This window comes from Methylovulum sp. (assembly GCF_028687615.1).
Lineage (GTDB): Bacteria > Pseudomonadota > Gammaproteobacteria > Methylococcales > Methylomonadaceae > Methylovulum.
The window spans coordinates 1-18,154 of record NZ_JAQTZU010000040.1; the positions used below are offsets into that span (position 1 = coordinate 1).

Annotated in this window: 15 protein-coding genes; 7 read left to right on the plus strand and 8 right to left on the minus strand. The window is 48.6% G+C overall.

The genetic code is table 11. The annotated features are described in order from the left end of the window. Positions 1-165 precede the first annotated feature (165 nt). A complete protein-coding gene (locus PHH59_RS15805) occupies positions 166-804 on the plus strand; it encodes a sulfotransferase family 2 domain-containing protein (protein ID WP_300018446.1) in 639 nt (212 codons plus the stop codon). Positions 805-879: 75 nt separating this feature from the next. Then, positions 880-1,545, plus strand: coding sequence for a YqiA/YcfP family alpha/beta fold hydrolase (locus PHH59_RS15810; protein WP_300018449.1), 666 nt, complete (start codon positions 880-882; stop codon positions 1,543-1,545). Between the two features lie 155 nt (positions 1,546-1,700). On the opposite strand, the gene PHH59_RS15815 is transcribed toward PHH59_RS15810, so the two are convergent. Continuing rightward, a complete protein-coding gene (locus PHH59_RS15815; protein WP_300018451.1) occupies positions 1,701-2,162 on the minus strand; it encodes a hypothetical protein in 462 nt (153 codons plus the stop codon). A 188-nt stretch (positions 2,163-2,350) separates the two neighbouring features. Next, positions 2,351-4,684 carry a TonB-dependent receptor gene (locus PHH59_RS15820; RefSeq protein WP_300018454.1) on the minus strand — a complete coding sequence of 778 codons (2,334 nt, stop codon included), beginning with the start codon at positions 4,682-4,684 and terminating at the stop codon, positions 2,351-2,353. A 201-nt stretch (positions 4,685-4,885) separates the two neighbouring features. On the opposite strand from PHH59_RS15820, the gene lnt reads away from it, so the two are divergent. After that, complete coding sequence (gene lnt / locus PHH59_RS15825; protein WP_300018457.1) at positions 4,886-6,418, plus strand: apolipoprotein N-acyltransferase; 1,533 nt, start codon at positions 4,886-4,888, stop codon at positions 6,416-6,418. A 150-nt stretch (positions 6,419-6,568) separates the two neighbouring features. Here lnt and PHH59_RS15830 read toward each other — a convergent pair whose 3' ends face one another. The 6 genes from PHH59_RS15830 to gcvH form a co-directional block, all read right to left on the minus strand. Then, a complete protein-coding gene (locus PHH59_RS15830) occupies positions 6,569-7,096 on the minus strand; it encodes a hypothetical protein (protein ID WP_300018460.1) in 528 nt (175 codons plus the stop codon). 68 nt (positions 7,097-7,164) lie between these two features. Continuing rightward, the gene (locus PHH59_RS15835; protein WP_300018463.1) at positions 7,165-10,572 is read right to left on the minus strand and encodes an ExeM/NucH family extracellular endonuclease; all 3,408 of its coding nucleotides are present in this window, start codon (positions 10,570-10,572) and stop codon (positions 7,165-7,167) included. Positions 10,573-11,288: 716 nt separating this feature from the next. After that, positions 11,289-12,089 (minus strand): nucleoside triphosphate pyrophosphohydrolase, encoded by an 801-nt coding sequence (gene mazG / locus PHH59_RS15840; protein ID WP_300018465.1) that lies wholly within the window; start codon positions 12,087-12,089, stop codon positions 11,289-11,291. A 180-nt stretch (positions 12,090-12,269) separates the two neighbouring features. Then, positions 12,270-13,205, minus strand: coding sequence for a carbohydrate kinase family protein (locus tag PHH59_RS15845; RefSeq protein ID WP_300018468.1), 936 nt, complete (start codon positions 13,203-13,205; stop codon positions 12,270-12,272). 11 nt (positions 13,206-13,216) lie between these two features. Next, complete coding sequence (locus tag PHH59_RS15850) at positions 13,217-13,576, minus strand: diacylglycerol kinase (RefSeq protein ID WP_300018471.1); 360 nt, start codon at positions 13,574-13,576, stop codon at positions 13,217-13,219. A gap of 81 nt (positions 13,577-13,657) precedes the next feature. Beyond that, complete coding sequence (gene gcvH / locus PHH59_RS15855) at positions 13,658-14,038, minus strand: glycine cleavage system protein GcvH (RefSeq protein WP_300018474.1); 381 nt, start codon at positions 14,036-14,038, stop codon at positions 13,658-13,660. A 247-nt stretch (positions 14,039-14,285) separates the two neighbouring features. Here gcvH and grxC point away from each other — a divergent pair, with 247 nt between their 5' ends. The 4 genes from grxC to PHH59_RS15875 all read left to right on the plus strand — a co-directional run bounded on the left by grxC (position 14,286) and on the right by PHH59_RS15875 (position 17,927). Continuing rightward, complete coding sequence (gene grxC / locus PHH59_RS15860) at positions 14,286-14,540, plus strand: glutaredoxin 3 (RefSeq protein ID WP_300018477.1); 255 nt, start codon at positions 14,286-14,288, stop codon at positions 14,538-14,540. 88 nt (positions 14,541-14,628) lie between these two features. Continuing rightward, positions 14,629-14,841: a DUF1289 domain-containing protein gene (locus tag PHH59_RS15865; protein WP_300018480.1), complete on the plus strand. Its 213-nt coding sequence runs from the start codon at positions 14,629-14,631 to the stop codon at positions 14,839-14,841. 20 nt (positions 14,842-14,861) lie between these two features. Then, positions 14,862-15,461, plus strand: coding sequence for an MBL fold metallo-hydrolase (locus PHH59_RS15870; RefSeq protein ID WP_300018483.1), 600 nt, complete (start codon positions 14,862-14,864; stop codon positions 15,459-15,461). Between the two features lie 66 nt (positions 15,462-15,527). After that, positions 15,528-17,927: a fatty acid cis/trans isomerase gene (locus PHH59_RS15875; protein ID WP_300018486.1), complete on the plus strand. Its 2,400-nt coding sequence runs from the start codon at positions 15,528-15,530 to the stop codon at positions 17,925-17,927. The last annotated feature ends 227 nt before the right edge of the window (positions 17,928-18,154 follow it).

Here is an 18,154-nt window from a genome sequence, read left to right on the forward strand (position 1 = left end):
TTGTTCTTTCATGACTGAAAGTAGTTTCTTTCTGAATACCGCTGGATAGGCCATTCGTTTTTCATTCAAGATGATCGTTTTTACAATAGCCTATTATCGCATCAATTTATACTGGATTAGCTATATTTATAAGACCGTATTAATAAAGTCGAATATCGAATAACTATGATAATTTCCCACAAACATAAATTTATCTTTTTAAAGACCGTCAAAACCGCTGGCACGTCAATCGAGATTGCCTTGTCGAAGCATTGCGGGCCAGATGACATCATCACACCGATTAGCCCTGAAGATGAAATAATTAGAAAGGAACTCGGTTACCAAGGCCCGCAAAACTTTAAAACCCCTAAAATCAAGTTCTACAACCACATGCCCGCCACTGAAATTAAGGCGAATATTGATCCTGAAATATGGGATTCCTATTTCAAATTTTGTTTTGTGCGTAATCCTTGGGATCGGGCCGTATCCCTCTATTATTATCTCCACCAATCAGAACCCCGCCCTTCTTTGTCCGAGTTCATTGGCTCAGGGCAGTTAAATAGGCTTTTGCAAGGCGGACTTAGTATCTACACTATTGACGGGCAAATAGCCGTGGACAGAGTTTGTCAATTTGAAAAAATTACCGAGGAATTGGAAGCCATTCGGATCAAACTGGATATTGCGGAAACCTTGGAATTGCCGAACGCAAAATCAAGGTTCAGGCAAGATAAACGGAGCTATCGTGACTTGCTGAGTGAAGACGATAAAGCGAAAATAGCAAGAAGGCTTGCTGAGGAAATTCGGCTGTTTGACTATCAATTTTGAGGCGTTCAAGCCGTATCCCAGGTGCGTTAGGTTTTGTACTAAAGTTAAATTTCATGCACAGACAATGGAGACCGCATGAGCAATGCCCAGTCAGTTGAAATATTATTAACACCAGGCTCGAAAAAACTCTATATTTTCTTTGGTGGTATTGCTACTCAAATTGCTATGCCCCCATTTGAGTTTTATAACGCATCCAAAATCATGGATGAAAACAAAATTTTCTTAAGGGATTTTAGCCAATCCTGGTATCACAACGGACTCCTCGATATAAGTCAGGACATCGACACGACAGTGGCGTTTCTCCAGAAGGAAATTAACAATCTAAAGCCAGAGAAAGTCTATTTCGTTGGTAATTCAATGGGCGGATACGCCGCGATACTTTTTTCCATCCTGACAAAGCAAGGTGAGGCAATCGCATTTGCCCCACAAACTTTTATCTGTCCAGACCTTAGAACACAACACAACGATACGCGGTGGCCCAAACAAATAGCCAAGACCTACAAACTCAGTGCTTGCAAAAGCAAGGCTTACGACCTTAAGCCATTATTGACTGCAAGCCCAAATCAACGGATTTCTATTTTTGTCTGCAAAAACCATGTGCTTGACTACCTACATGCAGAACACCTTAAAGGTATCCCTGGTGTTGATGTTTATGAGTTTATGGGAGGGGGGCACGGGATAGTCAAGCAACTGAGGGATAAAGGGAAGCTACCCGCAATTATGTCAGGAAACTATGGCTGATTTATAAAGGATTCACCGATAAAGATCTCGTGTTGACAACCCTGTCCGCGCTCCCAAAATGAATTTCTTGATGGCTCAATATAAAAAACGCACCACCGACTACTCGCCAATGATGCGCTTTGTAATTAGTTTTTTGCAAAAGCAGTATCTTAAGCTTATAAAACGCGTTTACCAATCATGAAACCTGATGCTGAACAAGTGTCAATAAGGCCACGGCGAATAAAGTTGACCTTAACTGTATTTAGCAAAGTTTTGGTTCTGTTGGATTTGACTACGCCATTAAATGCTATATAACCCGTTGATACCGGGCCAAATATTGCATCCACCGCATACACTGCCCGACCTTTTGGGTCATCTGGAAGTGAAGTCAATTTTGTAGGCATAACAAAAGCTTTTTTTGTTAATGCCGCATCAAGATAGACTGAGAGCTGAGTGGCGCTATCGACTTGGGCCCAAAAAGTTTGGGCGTTAGTGGGATCTAATTCTATGGGTGCTTGACCTGTGCAATACTTTGTTCCATAGGTTTCTAGTTTTAAAACTTCACCAATAGCCAAAGCTTGATTGCTTGACCATAAAGCGGATAACAACAAAGTCAGTGATAATAATTTTTTATTCATCTGGGCATTCTCCGGGTAGTGTTAGAAAAAGCTGATTGTTGCACAATATCGTATCGTGCCCACGAACTGTATATCAGAATCCCCAAAAATAAAAGCAATGTATGCCAGGTCGTAACAAACTTACCAACTTATGTCCCAAGCCAGCCTGTCATTTGATGATGTTTGTTTTAAACACTTCCAACCCACCGTTAAAATCTCACCCTCACCCCTATCCACCCCGCCCTTGGCGCGCCAGGTGAAATAAAGCGTCCATTATTAAAATTGGGGAAGATCTCCGAAGCATTCCCGTACACCCCAAATGAACTGTAGCGTTCGTCGGCGAGATTATCGAGCTTGCCAAATACAGAAAAATGCTTGTTGAGCTTGTATTCGGCGGTGGCGTTGACCAGGCAATAGCCTTGCAAAGAGGCGGTGACATTGGCTTCGTCGCCACGAAAATATTGGTCGCCGCTATACAAGCCGTTGATGCCCAGCGACACTTTCCGCCATAAATCAACGCCCACCGACCATTTGAACACCTGTTCTGGAATACCGGGAATATGGTCACCTGTGCGCACAGCGATAATTTCCCCAGTGTCCAATGGGTTTTGTATCCCGAAAGTGTCCAAGAACGTGGCATCCAAATAAGTGTAGTTCGTGGAAAAATGCCAATCATCCCTATCGCTAAACACTTGCGGATAAGTCACGCTAACTCCCGCCTCCAAACCCTGCCGCAAAGTTTGCCCGACGTTGCTGAAATAGCCTTGGTTATTGAAATTACTGGATAAATCCCGGCGAAAAATAATGTCGTCGTCATTGGTGGTATGGAAATAACCCAAATTCCATGCCCCATCGCCCTTGCCTACCCAGCCGGTCAAATGGCCTTTAAAGCCTGTTTCAAAGGTGTTCGCCACCACTTGCTTCAAGGGTGGGTCGGCAACAAATGAATTAGGCAATTTACACGGGGCTTGTGGGTCGGCGCAGCTCAATTCCATCGGTGTCGGTACGCGGGATGATTCACTGTAACTGCCGTAAATATCGAGGTTTTTATTGGCTTCATACGTCAAGCCCGCCGATGGATTAAAACGTTCAAACGTATGCCCGCCATTGAGGTTTTTATCTGGATCATTGATATATTTGTCCGCCAAAGCCAAGTCAATATGGTTGTAACGTCCGGCGACGGTGGCGGTCAGTTTGTCGGTGATGGAAAAACTGTCGGTGGCATAGACCCCCACCGTGTCGGTATGGGTATGCAGCCGCACTTTGGATTCATCGACATAAATGCCGCTGCCGATAGTGCCACGGTCATCGGTCAACGACGCCAATTCGGTATCGGAGCCAAAATGCACATCGGCATTGTCATAACTGGCGCCAATGGTCAAATTGTTTTCATGGGCGTACACATCCTGCCCGAACAAAGCCTGTATCGTACCGCCACGCGTGTACATATTGGTGAAACTCGTGTTGTTGGTCGCCCCTTCGACACGACTACCCGCCAAAACCTCGTTACCATTGGTATCGACCACCACTTGTTCATCAACACCGGCTGCATCGCATAATCTGTCGGCGTTTCCCGGCAACAAACAGGCTTCATAATCGCTGTTGTCGCCATTAAAAGCCCGCATCCGGTTCTGGCGGAAATAGGCATTGCCACTCAGTTCAAGCTTATCGTTCAGCGCGTAATTGCCCGCCAATTCGGTAAAAAACAGCCGTGTTATGGTCTGGTCAGGATGCGTGAACACGGCAGTGCGGTCTTGTGCCAACAATTGCACCGGCGATGCGCCATTGCCACGCAGGTCATTATCATTGGCCGCCACCGTCAAATCCAAGTTCCCCCTATCGCCCTGCCAACTTAAGGTGCCTAAGGCCTGTTTCGCGGAAGACGGGGAAAAATCACGCCAGCCCTGTTCATCAAAATGACGCAAATCAACAAAATATCCCCAAGTGCCGTTATTGGCCCCGCTGGTGATTTCTTCGACATGACGGTCAAACGAGCCGCCATACACTTCAAGCTGATGGCCGGATGCGGAAAATCCCGTCTTAGTTTTCATCGCAATCGCACCGCCCAGGCTGTTCAGGCCGTATACGGGATTGGAGCCGCCAAAAAGCGTCGTGGAGTCAATCGCTCCTGGCGGAATCAAATCCCAGTTCACCGAATCGCCGAACGGCTCGTTAAAACGCACGCCGTTGACATAAACCGACAAGCCCTGTGGCATACCCAACAACGGCGAGGCGACAAAACCGCGATAGTAAATATCTGGCTGCAAAGGATTATTTTGTGCGTCGTTGATATGGACACTCCCCAAAAAGCGGTTAAGATACTCCGCCAACGACAAGCTATGGGTATCTTGCAATTGTTCTGAAGAGACTGTCTGCACGGAAGCGGGTATTTTGGCTATAGCCACTCCGCCTGCCTGCAAAGGTGTCAGGCCAATGACTTCAACCACGTCCAGAGCTACAGGTTGCCGCCCGGTCGCCATCACCGCCGTATGCACCGCAGCCAATCCTAGCAATCCAAACATCTTGAAAATCCGTTTTTTCATAATTCTCTTACCCATGCCACTTAAAATAGCCATCTTAACCAAATCGTGGTGATAGCTACAGACTCGCACCATAAAAAGGAATTATTCCCAACGGGCATTTATCTATCGACTCGTTGGATTTCTTAAGCTTATCTTTATTGGCTTGACAGTCATTCCAACACCAACCCTTTCCCTTTTTACTTCAATAACAAAACACGGATTATGCCGAAGCCTACGATTATCCAACGCGTAACAGGATCTAATAAACACCGGCAAACCGAACTTTGGCGGGATGCGTTCTCGCTGATAGCAGGCTTGCTTTTCACCTTGGCGTTCGCACCTTTTGAATATGCCTTCTTAGCGCCAATCGCCTTGATCTTGCTGTTTGCCTCTTGGCTGCATACCAGCCCGTTCCGCGCCTTGCTCAGAGGCTATTTGTTCGGCTTGGGTTCTTTCGGATCAGGCGTGTCCTGGGTATTTGTCAGCATCCATGATTATGGTCATGCCGATGCCTTCAGCGCAGGGGCACTGACTTCGCTGTTCGTGGCTTTTTGGGCCTTGTTTCCGGCTTTGGCCGGCTGGCTGGCGGTCATGACGCGCAGCACCAAAAGTGTGTTGGGCTTGCCGCTGCTGTGGATACTGATCGAATACTTCCGTGGCGTGTTATTGCTGAACGGCTTTCCGTGGTTGTTAGGCGCGTATTCGCAACTGCACACGCCGTTGGCGGGCTACATTCCGTTGGTCGGTGCCTATGGCACTGGCTTTCTATTGGCTTTATCCACCACCCTCATCGTCGCAATGTTGCACCAATCCCAACAACGGCGATGGCAAGGCGGCGTGTTGCTGATGATTTGGCTGGTGGGCGGGTTGTTGCAAACCATCGATTGGACACACCCGATTGGCAAACCCTTAAGCGTCGCGTTAATCCAAGGCAATATCCCGCAAGACCAGAAATGGTTGCCGGAAAACCAGCTAAAAACCATGATGCTGTACAAAGACCTCACCGCCCGGCACTGGGGAACGGACATCATCGTCTGGCCTGAATCGGCGATTCCTGCCTATTTGTCCGAAGTCGAAGGCTTTTATCTCGCACCGTTACAGACGGAAGCCGAACAGCAGCACAGTGACGTGATCGTCAGCCTGCCCGTGGAAGGCAAAGGTGAAAACGAGATGTACAATTCGGTGCTGACCCTGGGCCGGCACCGTGGTATTTTCAGCAAAAACCACTTGCTGCCCTTTGGCGAATACATGCCGTGGCAACCTTTATCTGGTTACATCCTCAGCAAACTCGACATCCGTCTGGGCGACTTTACCCCAGGCGGTGATACACAAGCCTTACTGCAAGCAGGTGGCTATCCCTTCATCACGTCAATTTGTTACGAAGATGCCTTCGGCGATGCCAATATCGTCGGCTTGCCGCAAGCCGCGTATCTGGTCAACGTCACCAACGATGGCTGGTTCGGCAACTCCATCGAACCACACCAGCATCTGCAAATCGCGCAAATGCGGGCGATAGAAACCGGACGCTTTATGCTCCGCGCCACCAACACCGGCGTGACGGCGGTGATTGCGCCGGATGGCAACGTGGTTGCCAAAGCCGAACCGTTTACCACCACGGTATTGGCTAGCAGCATCACGCCGATGGGCGGTATGACACCTTATGCCAAAATTGGCGATTTGCCAGTGGTGCTTGCGTTGTTGATCGGATTTTTAGCTTGGTTGGTTTATAGCCGGGTGGGATTTAAACCAACCTAACGTAAGTTACGCAGCAACGGGTTTGAGTCCAACGAGACATTTTACGGAACAAAGGCCACAGCCAATTTATGGCAATAAAAAACCGCCCGAAGGCGGTTTTTTATTGGGAGCAAAAAGATTTGCCGAGGCTATAAATAAATCATGGTCACTTTAGCCATTTACGCGGCGGCGCATCATACCGATACCAGCCAAACCTAATCCAAATAGGGCGATGCCGGCGGGTGCATCAACACTGTTGGACTGCTGGAAGTTTATGGAACCATAACCGGCGTCACCTGATTGGGTGTCGTATGCAAAAGCGGCGTCGTCCAGAAAACCTGTTCCATAACCGGATATAAGGGCAAACGCTGGATCAAAGCTGCTCACCGAGAAATTCACACCGAGAAACACACCATTCAAAAAGTCCGCCGTTGCGGCGACATCAGCGTTCCCCAAGCCAAACGAATTCGATAAAAAATTGAACGACATGGTTGATAAATTGATGGATTCATCGCCTAAGTTGGTCAGGGAAAGATCATCGTAAGAAAAACTTCCGCTAAACGTTTCACTTAATAGCGATCCTGAATCAACCGTGCCGTTGAAAGTGTAGTTGACATTAGCTGCCTGTGCGTTTGGCATCATCAGCATCAGGGTCGCAAACACACTGGCGGTGTAAGCAGGTTTTAACGATTTGAACATGACTGTATCCTATAAATGGGTGGCTTGACACCGCCTTCTAAACAGAAGGCGGTGGATCAAAACAATGCTTAGAATTTAAAATTGGCTGGGTTACTCAAGTCTACAGCTCTAACACCAAGCACCTTGACCAATGCCCGTTTTGCAGCAGGGCCGGCAGTGCCGTCAGGATCGATATAGACAATGGCATTGCTACCAGAGTCAACAATGGCAACGACCCCATCCGCTAGCGGATCATTGCCTTGATAGCCCAGCGTCAACAACAGGGCTGCCAAATCAATCTTGTCTTGATCCCCACTAAGCACCGCTTCGAATTCCTTTGATAACGCGCGAGTAACTAAATCAAAATCAGTGATGGTATCGATACCTTCGGTAGTTGCGGTATAAACAAACTCGTCGTTGCCAAGTCCCCCAGTCAGGGTATCAGCACCGCCAAAACCTGTGATGCGGTCATTGCCTGCTGTGCCGCTCAAGCTATCCCTGGCCGCCGTGCCGTTAATAATGTTGATAATGCTGATGATCTGATTAAGTTTCAGGCCGATGATGACGGGATCGTGATCCGAGATACGGAACTGGTCGGCTGCATACAGCGGTAACGCAGAAGGTTTTGCTTCAAAACTCGCTTCACCAACATCTGCGATGGTATCGTTGTAATCAAATGAGGGGGGTTCGTCGGCGTTGATATGCCAGTCAGCCGCGTCGGTGACTTGCGACAGCAAGGTTTTGCTGGCTATCGCGTGGTCTAGGTAACCGGTTTGACCATCGAAGACGTAGGAATAAGCCGCATTGCCATGAAAGTTTTTCACCAAATTGGTGTAGTCGTCTGTGGTATTGGCGGTATCGTCAGGACCATTTTCAATCATTTTTATCGGATCTTCTTTGGCGTAGCTGTTCATGTCACCGATCAACAAGAAATCAGGGTCGCCGCTAGCGGTCGGATCGCCATTTAGCCAATCGACCAATGCCATTGCCGCATTTTTGCGGGTCAGGTTGCAATTGCCTTGACCATCGTTGTTATCGGTATCAATGACACCACTGAAAGTAGTATCGGTACAATCTGAACCTTTTGATTTAAGGTGGTTGACCGCAATCGTCAATTTCTCGTTAGTAGCGTTTTCTTTGAAAGTCTGTGCCAGTGACGGACGGTTTTTAGTGTCGATAAAACGTGCATCCACACTGGAAGTCAACAATGCGTAGTTACCAACTGGCGTAACGGTTGCAGCTTTGTACAGTAAGCCAACCTTAATCGCATCACCACCAATAACGCCAGTGTTAATGTAAGAATAGGGGCCGCATCCGCTAATGTTGGAAGTTGCAGTAACCAACGCGTCCAATGAGGCGGTGGCGTTATTTTCAAGTTCCATCAAGCCGAAAATATCCGCGTTGATACCACACAAAGCGGCGGCGGCTTTATCGGTTTGGCGGGTCAATTCGGCAGTCGAATCCGCACCACGGCAATCCTGGTTGTTCGATGGGCCACAAGGTCCGGAAGTGCTGCTGGCAGTCGTATCTATGGTCGTGAAAAAATTCAATGTGTTGGAACCGGCTACCCGCAACGTGCCACCGACTGCTGGCGGATTGTTTTTACGCGGGTTGGCTGAGGTAAACACGTAATCATAAACTTCATCAACCGGGCGGATCCGCCACGCGTCAGTCCCGGTGAAACCTGCAAACGACCAATGCAGCACACCGGTCAAATTGCTTATCGTATCGCCACCGCGGAAACGGTTGGTGATGCTCAAGCCGTCTGGATTACCGCCAGGGCCGTCGGTCGGATAGAACAATGCCGTGAAGTTGGTCAACGCGGAATTCTGGGTGTTGTCTTTGTCATCCAAAATGATCTGGCGTTTGGCAAGCTTGATTTGATGGTCGATGTAACCTGATGTGCTTGGGGCACTGACATTGGTATAAGTTGGGATACGTCCGCCTTCGCTCAGCACCAATTGGCCGTAACGCTCCAATTCAAAATACTCGGACACTTTCAACGCGGTTGGGAACGTCACCAACATGCCTTCATACTGCTCGTAATAGGCGTTAATAGCAGCGGTGGCCGTTATCAAATCGCCGTTAGGTACGTTCGGCACCGGCAACGTCAACGTGGTTGCGGTTGGCAAGACATTGCCTGTTGAACACACTTGCACACTGGTCAACGTAGCCATTTGGGTCATATTGAAAAATTCGGCGGGGGTTCCAGCGACGCGCACTTTGTCGCCAACACTCACGCTAGGGGTGCCGTTGGTACCATCAAAGACAAAAATACCTTCAGAAGTGGCGGGGTTAGCGTCCACATCCGCATCTTCTTCCTGCACGAAGAAACCACGCAATGAATTGCTGCTCGTACCTTGGTAATCACCAACGACGATACCTTCAATTGAAGTGCCTGCTTGACCGTTAAGTGGTGTAGCCGCCCCACTGCCTTGTACCTCAGAGATCAAGGTAGCTGGATCGCCGCAAGCGGCGACATCATCGTTATTTATCGTACCTATGCCTTGATTGTCGGTGATGCTGGCAGTGCCGGTAGTGCTGACAAGGTTGGAGAGGTTGATGGTCAAGGTTTCATTTGGCTCTATAGCCGTGTCACCATTGACGGTAACGCTGACAGTCTGAGCCAGCACACCTCCAGCGGTAAAGGACAAGGTATTTGATGCGGCGACGTAATCAGAGTCTGCTGTGGTGGCAGTGCCGTCAGCGGTGGCGTAATCGACGCTAAAAGCCCCGGTGTTGTCGGAACGGGTGACGGTAAACGTCAAGATGGTGGTGCCGCTGTTGCCTTCGGTTATTGAGACATCATTGATTGATACGTTGGTCGATGACGATCCACATGGGTTGGTAGCTGAAGCCGAGTTTCGTGGAGCAGCCGCACCCGCTGTAAAGTCGGTGCTGTTATTGTCGGTGTCGGTACAGCCATTTGCGGCGCGTGATATCGAATTTATGGCACTAGGTGTTGGTGCAACAGCACCCTCAAAAAAATTCGCCGTGCTGCCGTAACCGACAAGATCAATAATTTGCCCTAATTGAGTAGAGTTACATAGTGTCGAACCTCCATTACACCCTAAACTCGATGTTGTGCTTGCTAAAGCCACTTTACCTGCGGTGCCAGACATGTTTATCGTTCCGGTCACATCGGGTGTCGGCAGGGCTGATGCACCTGCTCCGCTTGCCAGTTGCACTAGGTAATATTTGCCCGGTGCTAGAGATCCTGACAGTGCAACAAGCTGAGATGCTGATGATCCGAAGTTTCCGGTCCCACTTGCACTCGCGTACTGTATGGATAAGCCCGATAAACTTACGGCACTGTCACCACGGTTAAAAAGTTCTACATAATCATTTTTGTAGGATGCTCCTGTACTACCAGCTGCACCATAGATTTGGCTAATGACAAGGTTTGGACTGACGGCATGGGCAACAGGGATTAAATTTAGCGCGGCAAACACCGCCAATGCCAGTGGACGCCGTTTAAGTTTGTGTTTTTCAATCATGATTATTCCTGATAATTATAAAATGCGTTAAGTGCCTGAAAATTTGCACAGATGTGTGAATAAATCCTAAGCACACTGTGAAAATGTTCACATTCTATAAAAAAAGCAGGAGAGGGAATGTTACGGTTATACGTTAGTTTTATGAAATGTAGTACAAACTAAATTGTTGTCATAAGGGTAACTCACAATAAATAATCCCTCATATCGCGTATAGTTCCCACGCTCCGGCGTGGGAATTCATCCAGCAACGCTCTAGCGTTGCGTGACGCAGAGCGTCACGGGCGGCGTTCCCACGCCGGAGCGTCACTGCCATTAAGTTAAGAAAACATGCAAATGTAGATAGTTATGTTGATAAATCCCCCCCTAGCCCCCTTTTTTCAAAGGGGGGAATTACTGACTTCTTCGCTGATATTGTAAGGAAACGGTCTTCCCCCTTTGAAAAAGGGGGATTGAGGGGGATTTTTAAAATCTACAACATAATGATTTTATGGTCTTATTCCTTAACTTAATGGCAGTGACGCCGGAGCGTGGGAACGATGGCGTGGGGGGATTTATTGCGAGTTACCTAATGGGAAATTTGAGTGAAGCCAGCAAGATAAACACGGGGTGGAGCAGGTTTTTCAGGTTCCGATAAACCTGAAAAGTCCAAATTCAATTGCACTACCTAAAAATTAAAACTTAGCAAAGCACACAATACGCACCCTGCAACCCAAGCGTCAACCAGGCGTTTTTTTCAGCACCAATTTTGCCTCATCCCACAAGGCGTCCAACTCGGCCAATTCACAATCGGTCATGCCTCGCCCTGAGGCGGCGACTTGTTGTTCGATGTACTGGAAGCGTCGCGTGAATTTCTGGCTGCTTTGTTTGAGGGCGATTTCAGGGCTGACTTTTAAATGCCGCGCAAGATTGACGGCAACAAACAGCAAATCGCCGATTTCTTCCTGGATATGCGCTTGGTCGCCGGATTGCCAGGCTTCTTTGACTTCCTGCAATTCTTCCTGCACTTTGTCAAAAACGGGCAAGACATCGGGCCAGTCGAAACCTTGTTGGGCGGCGCGGCCCTGGATTTTCTCGCTGGTCATCAAGGCGGGCAAGCTGGCGGCGATGCCGTCTAAGGCACTGGTGGTTTCCGGCTGTTTTTCCCGACGCTCTAACGCCTTGGCTTGCTCCCAAGCCTGGTGGCGTTGTTCGTCGCTGGTAAAAACCACATCGGCAAACACATGCGGATGGCGGCGCACCAGCTTGTCGCTGATACTGGCGGCAATGGCTTCAAAATCGAACAAGTCACGCTCTTTGGCGATCTGGGCTTGAAAAACGACTTGCAACAGCAAATCGCCCAGTTCCGAACGCAAATCATCCAGATCGTTACGTTCAATGGCATCAACCACTTCGTAGGCTTCTTCAATGACATACGGCATCAGCGTGGCAAAGTCCTGTTTCAAATCCCAAGGACAGCCTTGTTCGGGATGGCGCAATTGTTCCATCAAATTTAACAATTGTTGGGTATTTTTCAGCATATTTGTGTCTGAAGGGGTAAGCAATGGGAAGTAGGAGGATTTGCACCTAGGCTGCAAATAGTTGGCAAATAGGCGGGGTACAAACCAAGGCTTGTACTCCGCAACAAGGTATCGAAACAAGGGTATCGAAAAAACTAACTTAACGCCGACATCCTATCTCGGCAACCGCCTAATCAATCCCTAAAAGGAATTACCAAAATTTTCGCGATAACGTTGTTTGAAATTCGCTAAATCAAAACGGTGGTTTTGTGTGCCGTGGTGTTCAATTTTGATCGCCCCTATCAACGACGCGATACGTCCAGTGGTTTCCCAGTCAAGTTCGTTCATGATGCCATACAGCAAACCGGCACGGTAAGCGTCGCCGCAACCCGTAGGATCGTTGATGGCATGGGGTTTGGCGGCCGGGATGTTGAGGCATTGGCCTTGGGTATAAATTTTTGAGCCTTTTGCCCCCAAGGTGATGATCAAGGCTTCGACACGTTCAGCCATCGCTTCCGGCGACAGGCCGGTACGTTCCTGCATCAGTTCCGATTCATAGTCGTTCAACGTCACCCAGGTCGCCTGATCAATAAATTTCAGCAGTTCCGCCCCATCAAACATGGGCATGCCTTGGCCGGGGTCAAAAATAAACGGGATATCTTGTTCGACAAATTGTGCGGCATGTAGCAACATCCCGTCTTTGCCGTCCGGTGACACAATACCGACACTGATGCCATTGCGATTGGTCGGAATGGAATTTAAGTGTGAAGAACTCATCGCGCCAGGATGGAAAGCGGTGATTTGGTTGCCTTCTTCGTCGGTGGTGATGTAGGCTTGGCCGGTGTAGTGGTTATCGAGGATTTTGATATATTCGCTGGATAAACCGTATTGGCTCAACCATTGGCTGTACGGCTCAAAATCGTGGCCGACGACCGCCATAATTAACGCCTCTTCACCAAGCAGGTTGAGATTGTAGGCAATATTGCCGGCACAACCGCCGTATTCGCGGCGCATGACCGGCACTAAAAAAGACACATTCAGGATATGGACTTTTTCCGGCAGGATGTGGTTTTTGAATTTATCATGAAACACCATGATAGTGTCATAAGCCATGGAACCGCAGATTAACGCACTCATTTTTTCGTCCTTCAAAGTAAAATTAAAGCCCAGGTTACTGCCGCCCAAGCCAACGATGTCATCACCGCCGCCGAGCCTATGTCTTTGGCGCGGCCTGATAATTCATGATGTTCAAAACCGACCCGGTCAACCACCGCTTCCACGGCAGTGTTCAGCAATTCGACCAGCAACACCAACACCATACTGCCGACCAGCAGCAGTTTTTCTATCACGGTATCGCCCAGCCAAATGGCTAACGGCGTGGTTATGATAAACAAAATAACTTCTTGCCGGAAAGCTTCTTCATGCTCCCAAGTGGCTTTAAAGCCTGCGGCGGAAAAAAAGCACGCGTTAATCAGGCGTTTGACGCCTTTTGCATTTTGATTTGCCATGTTTGCTAACGGTTAATATATAAAAGTGGATAGGGAAATTGCAAGACGGGCGAAACAATTTCACCCTAATGCCTGGTCTCATCAATCTATCGTTTGTTGGTAAGCCGTAGCATCCATAAGGGCGTCCAATTCAGAAACATTGTCGGCCTTGACACAAAATATCCAGGCTTGATAAGGACGGTCATTAATTTGTTCCGGTTCGTCTTGCAGGGATTCATTCACCGCCACAATTTCACCCGTGACCGGGCTATGTAAATCGGAAGCGGTTTTCACCGATTCCACCACGGCGCATTGTTCTTGCGCGGTGACTTTACGCCCCACTTCAGGCAAATTAATAAACACCAAATCACCGAGTTGCTGTTGGGCAAAATCAGTGATGCCGACCCGCACAAGCTGGTCTTCTTGCAACTGCGCCCATTCATGTGATGGGGCGTATTTTAAATTTTCGGGTAAATCGCTCATATTATCTGTGTTTCATAAGTGCTTGCATTGGAAATGGATGTTTTCGTTAAAATGGTTTCGGCAAGCATTTATGAAACACACATAACTTATTGAACGGATATTACAATCCCTCATAACGCTGATGTCGGTTCTGTTCTATCCTGGACAGGCCATAGCAAGTGGACAGTGTGCGCCAAGTCTGTCCGACATTGAATAACAATACCTTTACCGATAGAATGCCGCATAGTTTAACAAACATTGACAGCGTATGCCTGAGATACTCATCTACACAACAACCATTTGCCCTTATTGCATCATGGCGAAACGCCTGCTGGATAAAAAAGGCGCCGCTTACACCGAAATCAATGTCGGAACCCAACCGGAATTGCGTGAAGCGATGATGCAAAAAACCCGGCGGCGGACGGTACCGCAAATTTATATTGGCGACCTGCATGTCGGTGGTTTTGATGAGCTTTATGCGCTGGAGCAACAAAAAAAACTTGATCCCTTGTTGGCTATATAAACTCAAACCGCCGTTTTGCCATTGCAGAAACCCTGAAAACTGGCACACTGGCATCATCTATTGGCTATTATTGGCTATAAAACGTCCCATGACTATTGTTCACGCCCATATCGAATCACCTTGTATCAGAAAATGCTGCCTAAACGAAAAGGATATGTGCCTGGGCTGCTTCCGAACCTTATCGGAAATCACCCAATGGACACAGGTTGAAGATACGGTGCGCCAGCAAATTTTACACAATGCCAGCCATCGCCAAAAAGCGTACCAGCAACAACTGTTGCACTTTGCCCATCCACAATAATTATTCTAAAGAAGTCGCCGATGAAACTGTCGCACCGAAAAGATTTATTCGCCTGGTCTGTCTTTAACGAAGAACGTGACCTGGATTTTCACAGCTACCTTTGGGTACGCGAAGGTGGCAATGTCGTGATTGACCCCTTGCCGCTGTCTGCACATGACCATAAACATTTGCAAAAACTGGGTGGCGTGGATTTTATCGTCATCACCAATAGCGACCATTGCCGTGCCACCGAACAGCTTGCCGGTCAAACCGGCGCCGCCGTTTACGGACCATCGGCAGAACAGGAAACGTTTCCCGTCATCTGTGACCGCTGGCTGTATGATGGTGAAGAAATTGTCCCCGGATTGCTGGCTTATCAGCTCAATGGCTCGAAAACGCCTGGTGAACTCGCCTTGCTTTTGGAACATACAACCTTGATAACAGGCGATTTGATCCGTTGCCATCAAGCTGGCGAGCTATGTATGTTGCCGGATGCAAAACTTGCCGACCGTAAACTCGCCATCCAATCGGTCAAACGCATAGCCAGTTTCCCTGGCATACACGCGGTGTTGACGGGGGACGGCTGGCCCCTATTCGTCCACGGCGGCGAAGCCCTGCACCATCTGGCCCGATCATTGTAAGCCATTGACGTAGCCGTCTGTTGCAATAGGCGGCCTACCTACCGCAAGACACATTATCCCAACCCCATGATTAGAATTATTTTAAGTTTTCTGTTGATTCTCATCTTAAGCTCCCTTGCCATTGTCTATGGTGACATCAATCTAGGCAGTTTAATCGACGGCAAGGAAGCCGCCAGTAAAACTACTTTTATCCCTATCGACTCCAAACACAAATCAGGGCAACTGAGTTATAACTCGGTCAAACCGATACTGGATACGCGTTGTGTGGCCTGCCATGCAGGTTTTGACGCACCCTGCCAATTGCAGCTTTCTTCTTATGAAGGCTTGCAACGGGGGGCCAGCAAACAAGCCATTATTGAACCCTTGCGCTTGCAAGCCATCGCAGCCACCCGCTTATTGATTGACGCCAAAACACCAGACGCCTGGCGGGCAAAAGGTTTTTTTGCCGTCTTGAATGAAAAATCCCGATTTCCTGAAATCAATCTCAACAACTCGCTACTGGCAAAATTGCTGGTGTTGAAACGCGACAATCCATTGCCTGGCACGGACAATCTCGCCGCACCAAGCAAACGCAAAAACGAATGCCCCAAACTTGATGAATTTAACGGCTTCCAACAAGCGCATGTGCTTGATGGTATGCCTTACGCCCTACCCGGATTGGACAAAACCGAACTAGACACCTTATTGAATTGGTTGCAAGACGGTGCAAAAAACAGCCAGGCAAAGGCATTATCCGAACTTGCCCTCGCTGAAACCGGCAAATGGGAACAATTCCTTAACGGCCCCGCCCCGCAAATGCAACTGACGGCACGTTATGTTTATGAGCATTTGTTCAGCGGACATCTGCATTTTAAAGACCAACCCGCGCATGAGTTTTATCGGCTGGTGCGTTCGCAAACCCCTCCAGGGCAAGCCATCGAAGAGCTGGATAACCTGCATCCTTATACGGCACCCGCTGTCAGCAAATTTTATTACCGCCTAAGCCCTGTCACCGAAACGCTGGTGGACAAAACCCATGCCGTTTACGAACTCAGTGACGCTAAGATGGCGCGGATTAAGGCGCTGTTTTTAAAACCGGACGTAAGCGTGGCACAATTGCCCGCTTACACCCAAGACCATTCCGCGCAACCGTTCATGGCCTTTAAAGATTTGCCTGTCGATGCGAGACAGCAATTTTTGCTTGATGACGCGCCGTATTTTTTCTCAGCCCTATTCAAAAGCCCCGCCCTTAGCCATCACAATGGCTTAAGCGGCTTGCACGAGCAAATTTGGGTCGCCTTTCTCAAGCCCCGCGCCGACGTCAACCGTCAAACGGCGGAATTTCTGGGTGAAACCGGGCCGTTCCTACGCTTGCCCGGCTCGGCAAAAGAATCCGGCGGATTTTCCCAATGGTTTGAGCTGAAAGCCTTACAAAAAGCATATCTCGCCCACAAAGAAACCTTCACGCAAACCGTTTTGCTCAAAGATAAATCCGTTGACCTGGATTTGTTGTGGAAGGGTGATGGAGGCAACGGCAACACCTTGACCGTGTTCCGCCATGATGACAACGCCTCCGTTGTCAAAGGCTGGCAGGGCAAAACGCCGGCCACCGCCTGGGTCATCGATTATCCGCTGTTTGAGCGGCTACATTATTTGCTGCTGGCAGGATTTAATGTCTATGGCGATACGGCACACCATTTCAGTACCCGTTTGATGCTGGATTTGTTGCGTAGCGAAGCGGAAAACAACTTCCTGCAATTTTTACCCAAATCGGCACGGCAAGCGTTGCATGACAAATGGTATCAAGCGTGGGACAGTAAATTATTGGGGGTATTTAACACGCCCGATTTCGCCGCCCAAGCCGAATCCGCCATCGCTTACCAAACCCAAGATTATCAAGGCGAGTTTTTCAGCAAATTTGCCAAAATTTCTGAATCGACCACCGCCAGCCCAACCGTCCAAGCCAGCTCTTGCCCGCAAGAGCCTTGCCCGCCACCCCAAACGCCCGCAGCACCGCCGCAATACGACAATTTCGCCCGCCAACTCGCCGGGTTGAAAGGCCCAGAAATCACCGCTTTGCCTGAAGTGTCCTTTTTTCGCATCCACACCAGCAATCCAGAACAAGATCCGGTGTACACGTTGATCCGTAACCGCCAGTTGCGCCATGTCGCCGTATGGTTTGGTGAAAACCAGCGCAGACAACCCGAACAGGACACCCTAACCGTACTGCCTAGCTTGGTCGGTAGCTATCCCAACTTGTTTTTCAGCGTCACCAGCGAACAACTTGAAGCATTCATCACGCAACTGAAACAAGCTCAAACTGAAACGGCGATTACCCAGTTCTACAAAACTTTCGCAATTCGCCGCAACCACAAACAATTTTGGGCAATTTACGACGGCTTCAACCAAAAACACCGCGACGGGCATCCTGAAAATGCCGGCTTGTTTGATTTAAGCCGCTATGGAAACCACGAAAATGGCAGATGACGTTTTTTATGCCACTTTCGCCCATCTTGCCTGGACTATCAGCGCCCACTTGCTTGTGGGTAAACTGAGTTTTTGCTAACTTATTAAATGGGATTGCAATAGTTATACCAATCCCAATAAGTTTCTATGACAACACCGCCCAGCTCCGAGAGCAAAGGGATCGAATGGCGTCCGGTTGCAAAGCAAATTTATTCCAAGCCTGACAGCAGACATCAAGAATGTCGTCA

Excerpts from the sequence above, each read along its gene's own strand:
- PHH59_RS15805 (WP_300018446.1), top strand. The coding sequence starts at position 166 with ATGATAATTTCCCACAAACATAAATTTATCTTTTTAAAGACCGTCAAA.
- PHH59_RS15810 (WP_300018449.1), top strand. The coding sequence starts at position 880 with ATGAGCAATGCCCAGTCAGTTGAAATATTATTAACACCAGGCTCGAAA.
- PHH59_RS15815 (WP_300018451.1), bottom strand. The coding sequence starts at position 2,162 with ATGAATAAAAAATTATTATCACTGACTTTGTTGTTATCCGCTTTATGG.
- PHH59_RS15820 (WP_300018454.1), bottom strand. The coding sequence starts at position 4,684 with ATGAAAAAACGGATTTTCAAGATGTTTGGATTGCTAGGATTGGCTGCG.
- lnt (WP_300018457.1), top strand. The coding sequence starts at position 4,886 with ATGCCGAAGCCTACGATTATCCAACGCGTAACAGGATCTAATAAACAC.
- PHH59_RS15830 (WP_300018460.1), bottom strand. The coding sequence starts at position 7,096 with ATGTTCAAATCGTTAAAACCTGCTTACACCGCCAGTGTGTTTGCGACC.
- PHH59_RS15835 (WP_300018463.1), bottom strand. The coding sequence starts at position 10,572 with ATGATTGAAAAACACAAACTTAAACGGCGTCCACTGGCATTGGCGGTG.
- mazG (WP_300018465.1), bottom strand. The coding sequence starts at position 12,089 with ATGCTGAAAAATACCCAACAATTGTTAAATTTGATGGAACAATTGCGC.
- PHH59_RS15845 (WP_300018468.1), bottom strand. The coding sequence starts at position 13,205 with ATGAGTGCGTTAATCTGCGGTTCCATGGCTTATGACACTATCATGGTG.
- PHH59_RS15850 (WP_300018471.1), bottom strand. The coding sequence starts at position 13,576 with ATGGCAAATCAAAATGCAAAAGGCGTCAAACGCCTGATTAACGCGTGC.
- gcvH (WP_300018474.1), bottom strand. The coding sequence starts at position 14,038 with ATGAGCGATTTACCCGAAAATTTAAAATACGCCCCATCACATGAATGG.
- grxC (WP_300018477.1), top strand. The coding sequence starts at position 14,286 with ATGCCTGAGATACTCATCTACACAACAACCATTTGCCCTTATTGCATC.
- PHH59_RS15865 (WP_300018480.1), top strand. The coding sequence starts at position 14,629 with ATGACTATTGTTCACGCCCATATCGAATCACCTTGTATCAGAAAATGC.
- PHH59_RS15870 (WP_300018483.1), top strand. The coding sequence starts at position 14,862 with ATGAAACTGTCGCACCGAAAAGATTTATTCGCCTGGTCTGTCTTTAAC.
- PHH59_RS15875 (WP_300018486.1), top strand. The coding sequence starts at position 15,528 with ATGATTAGAATTATTTTAAGTTTTCTGTTGATTCTCATCTTAAGCTCC.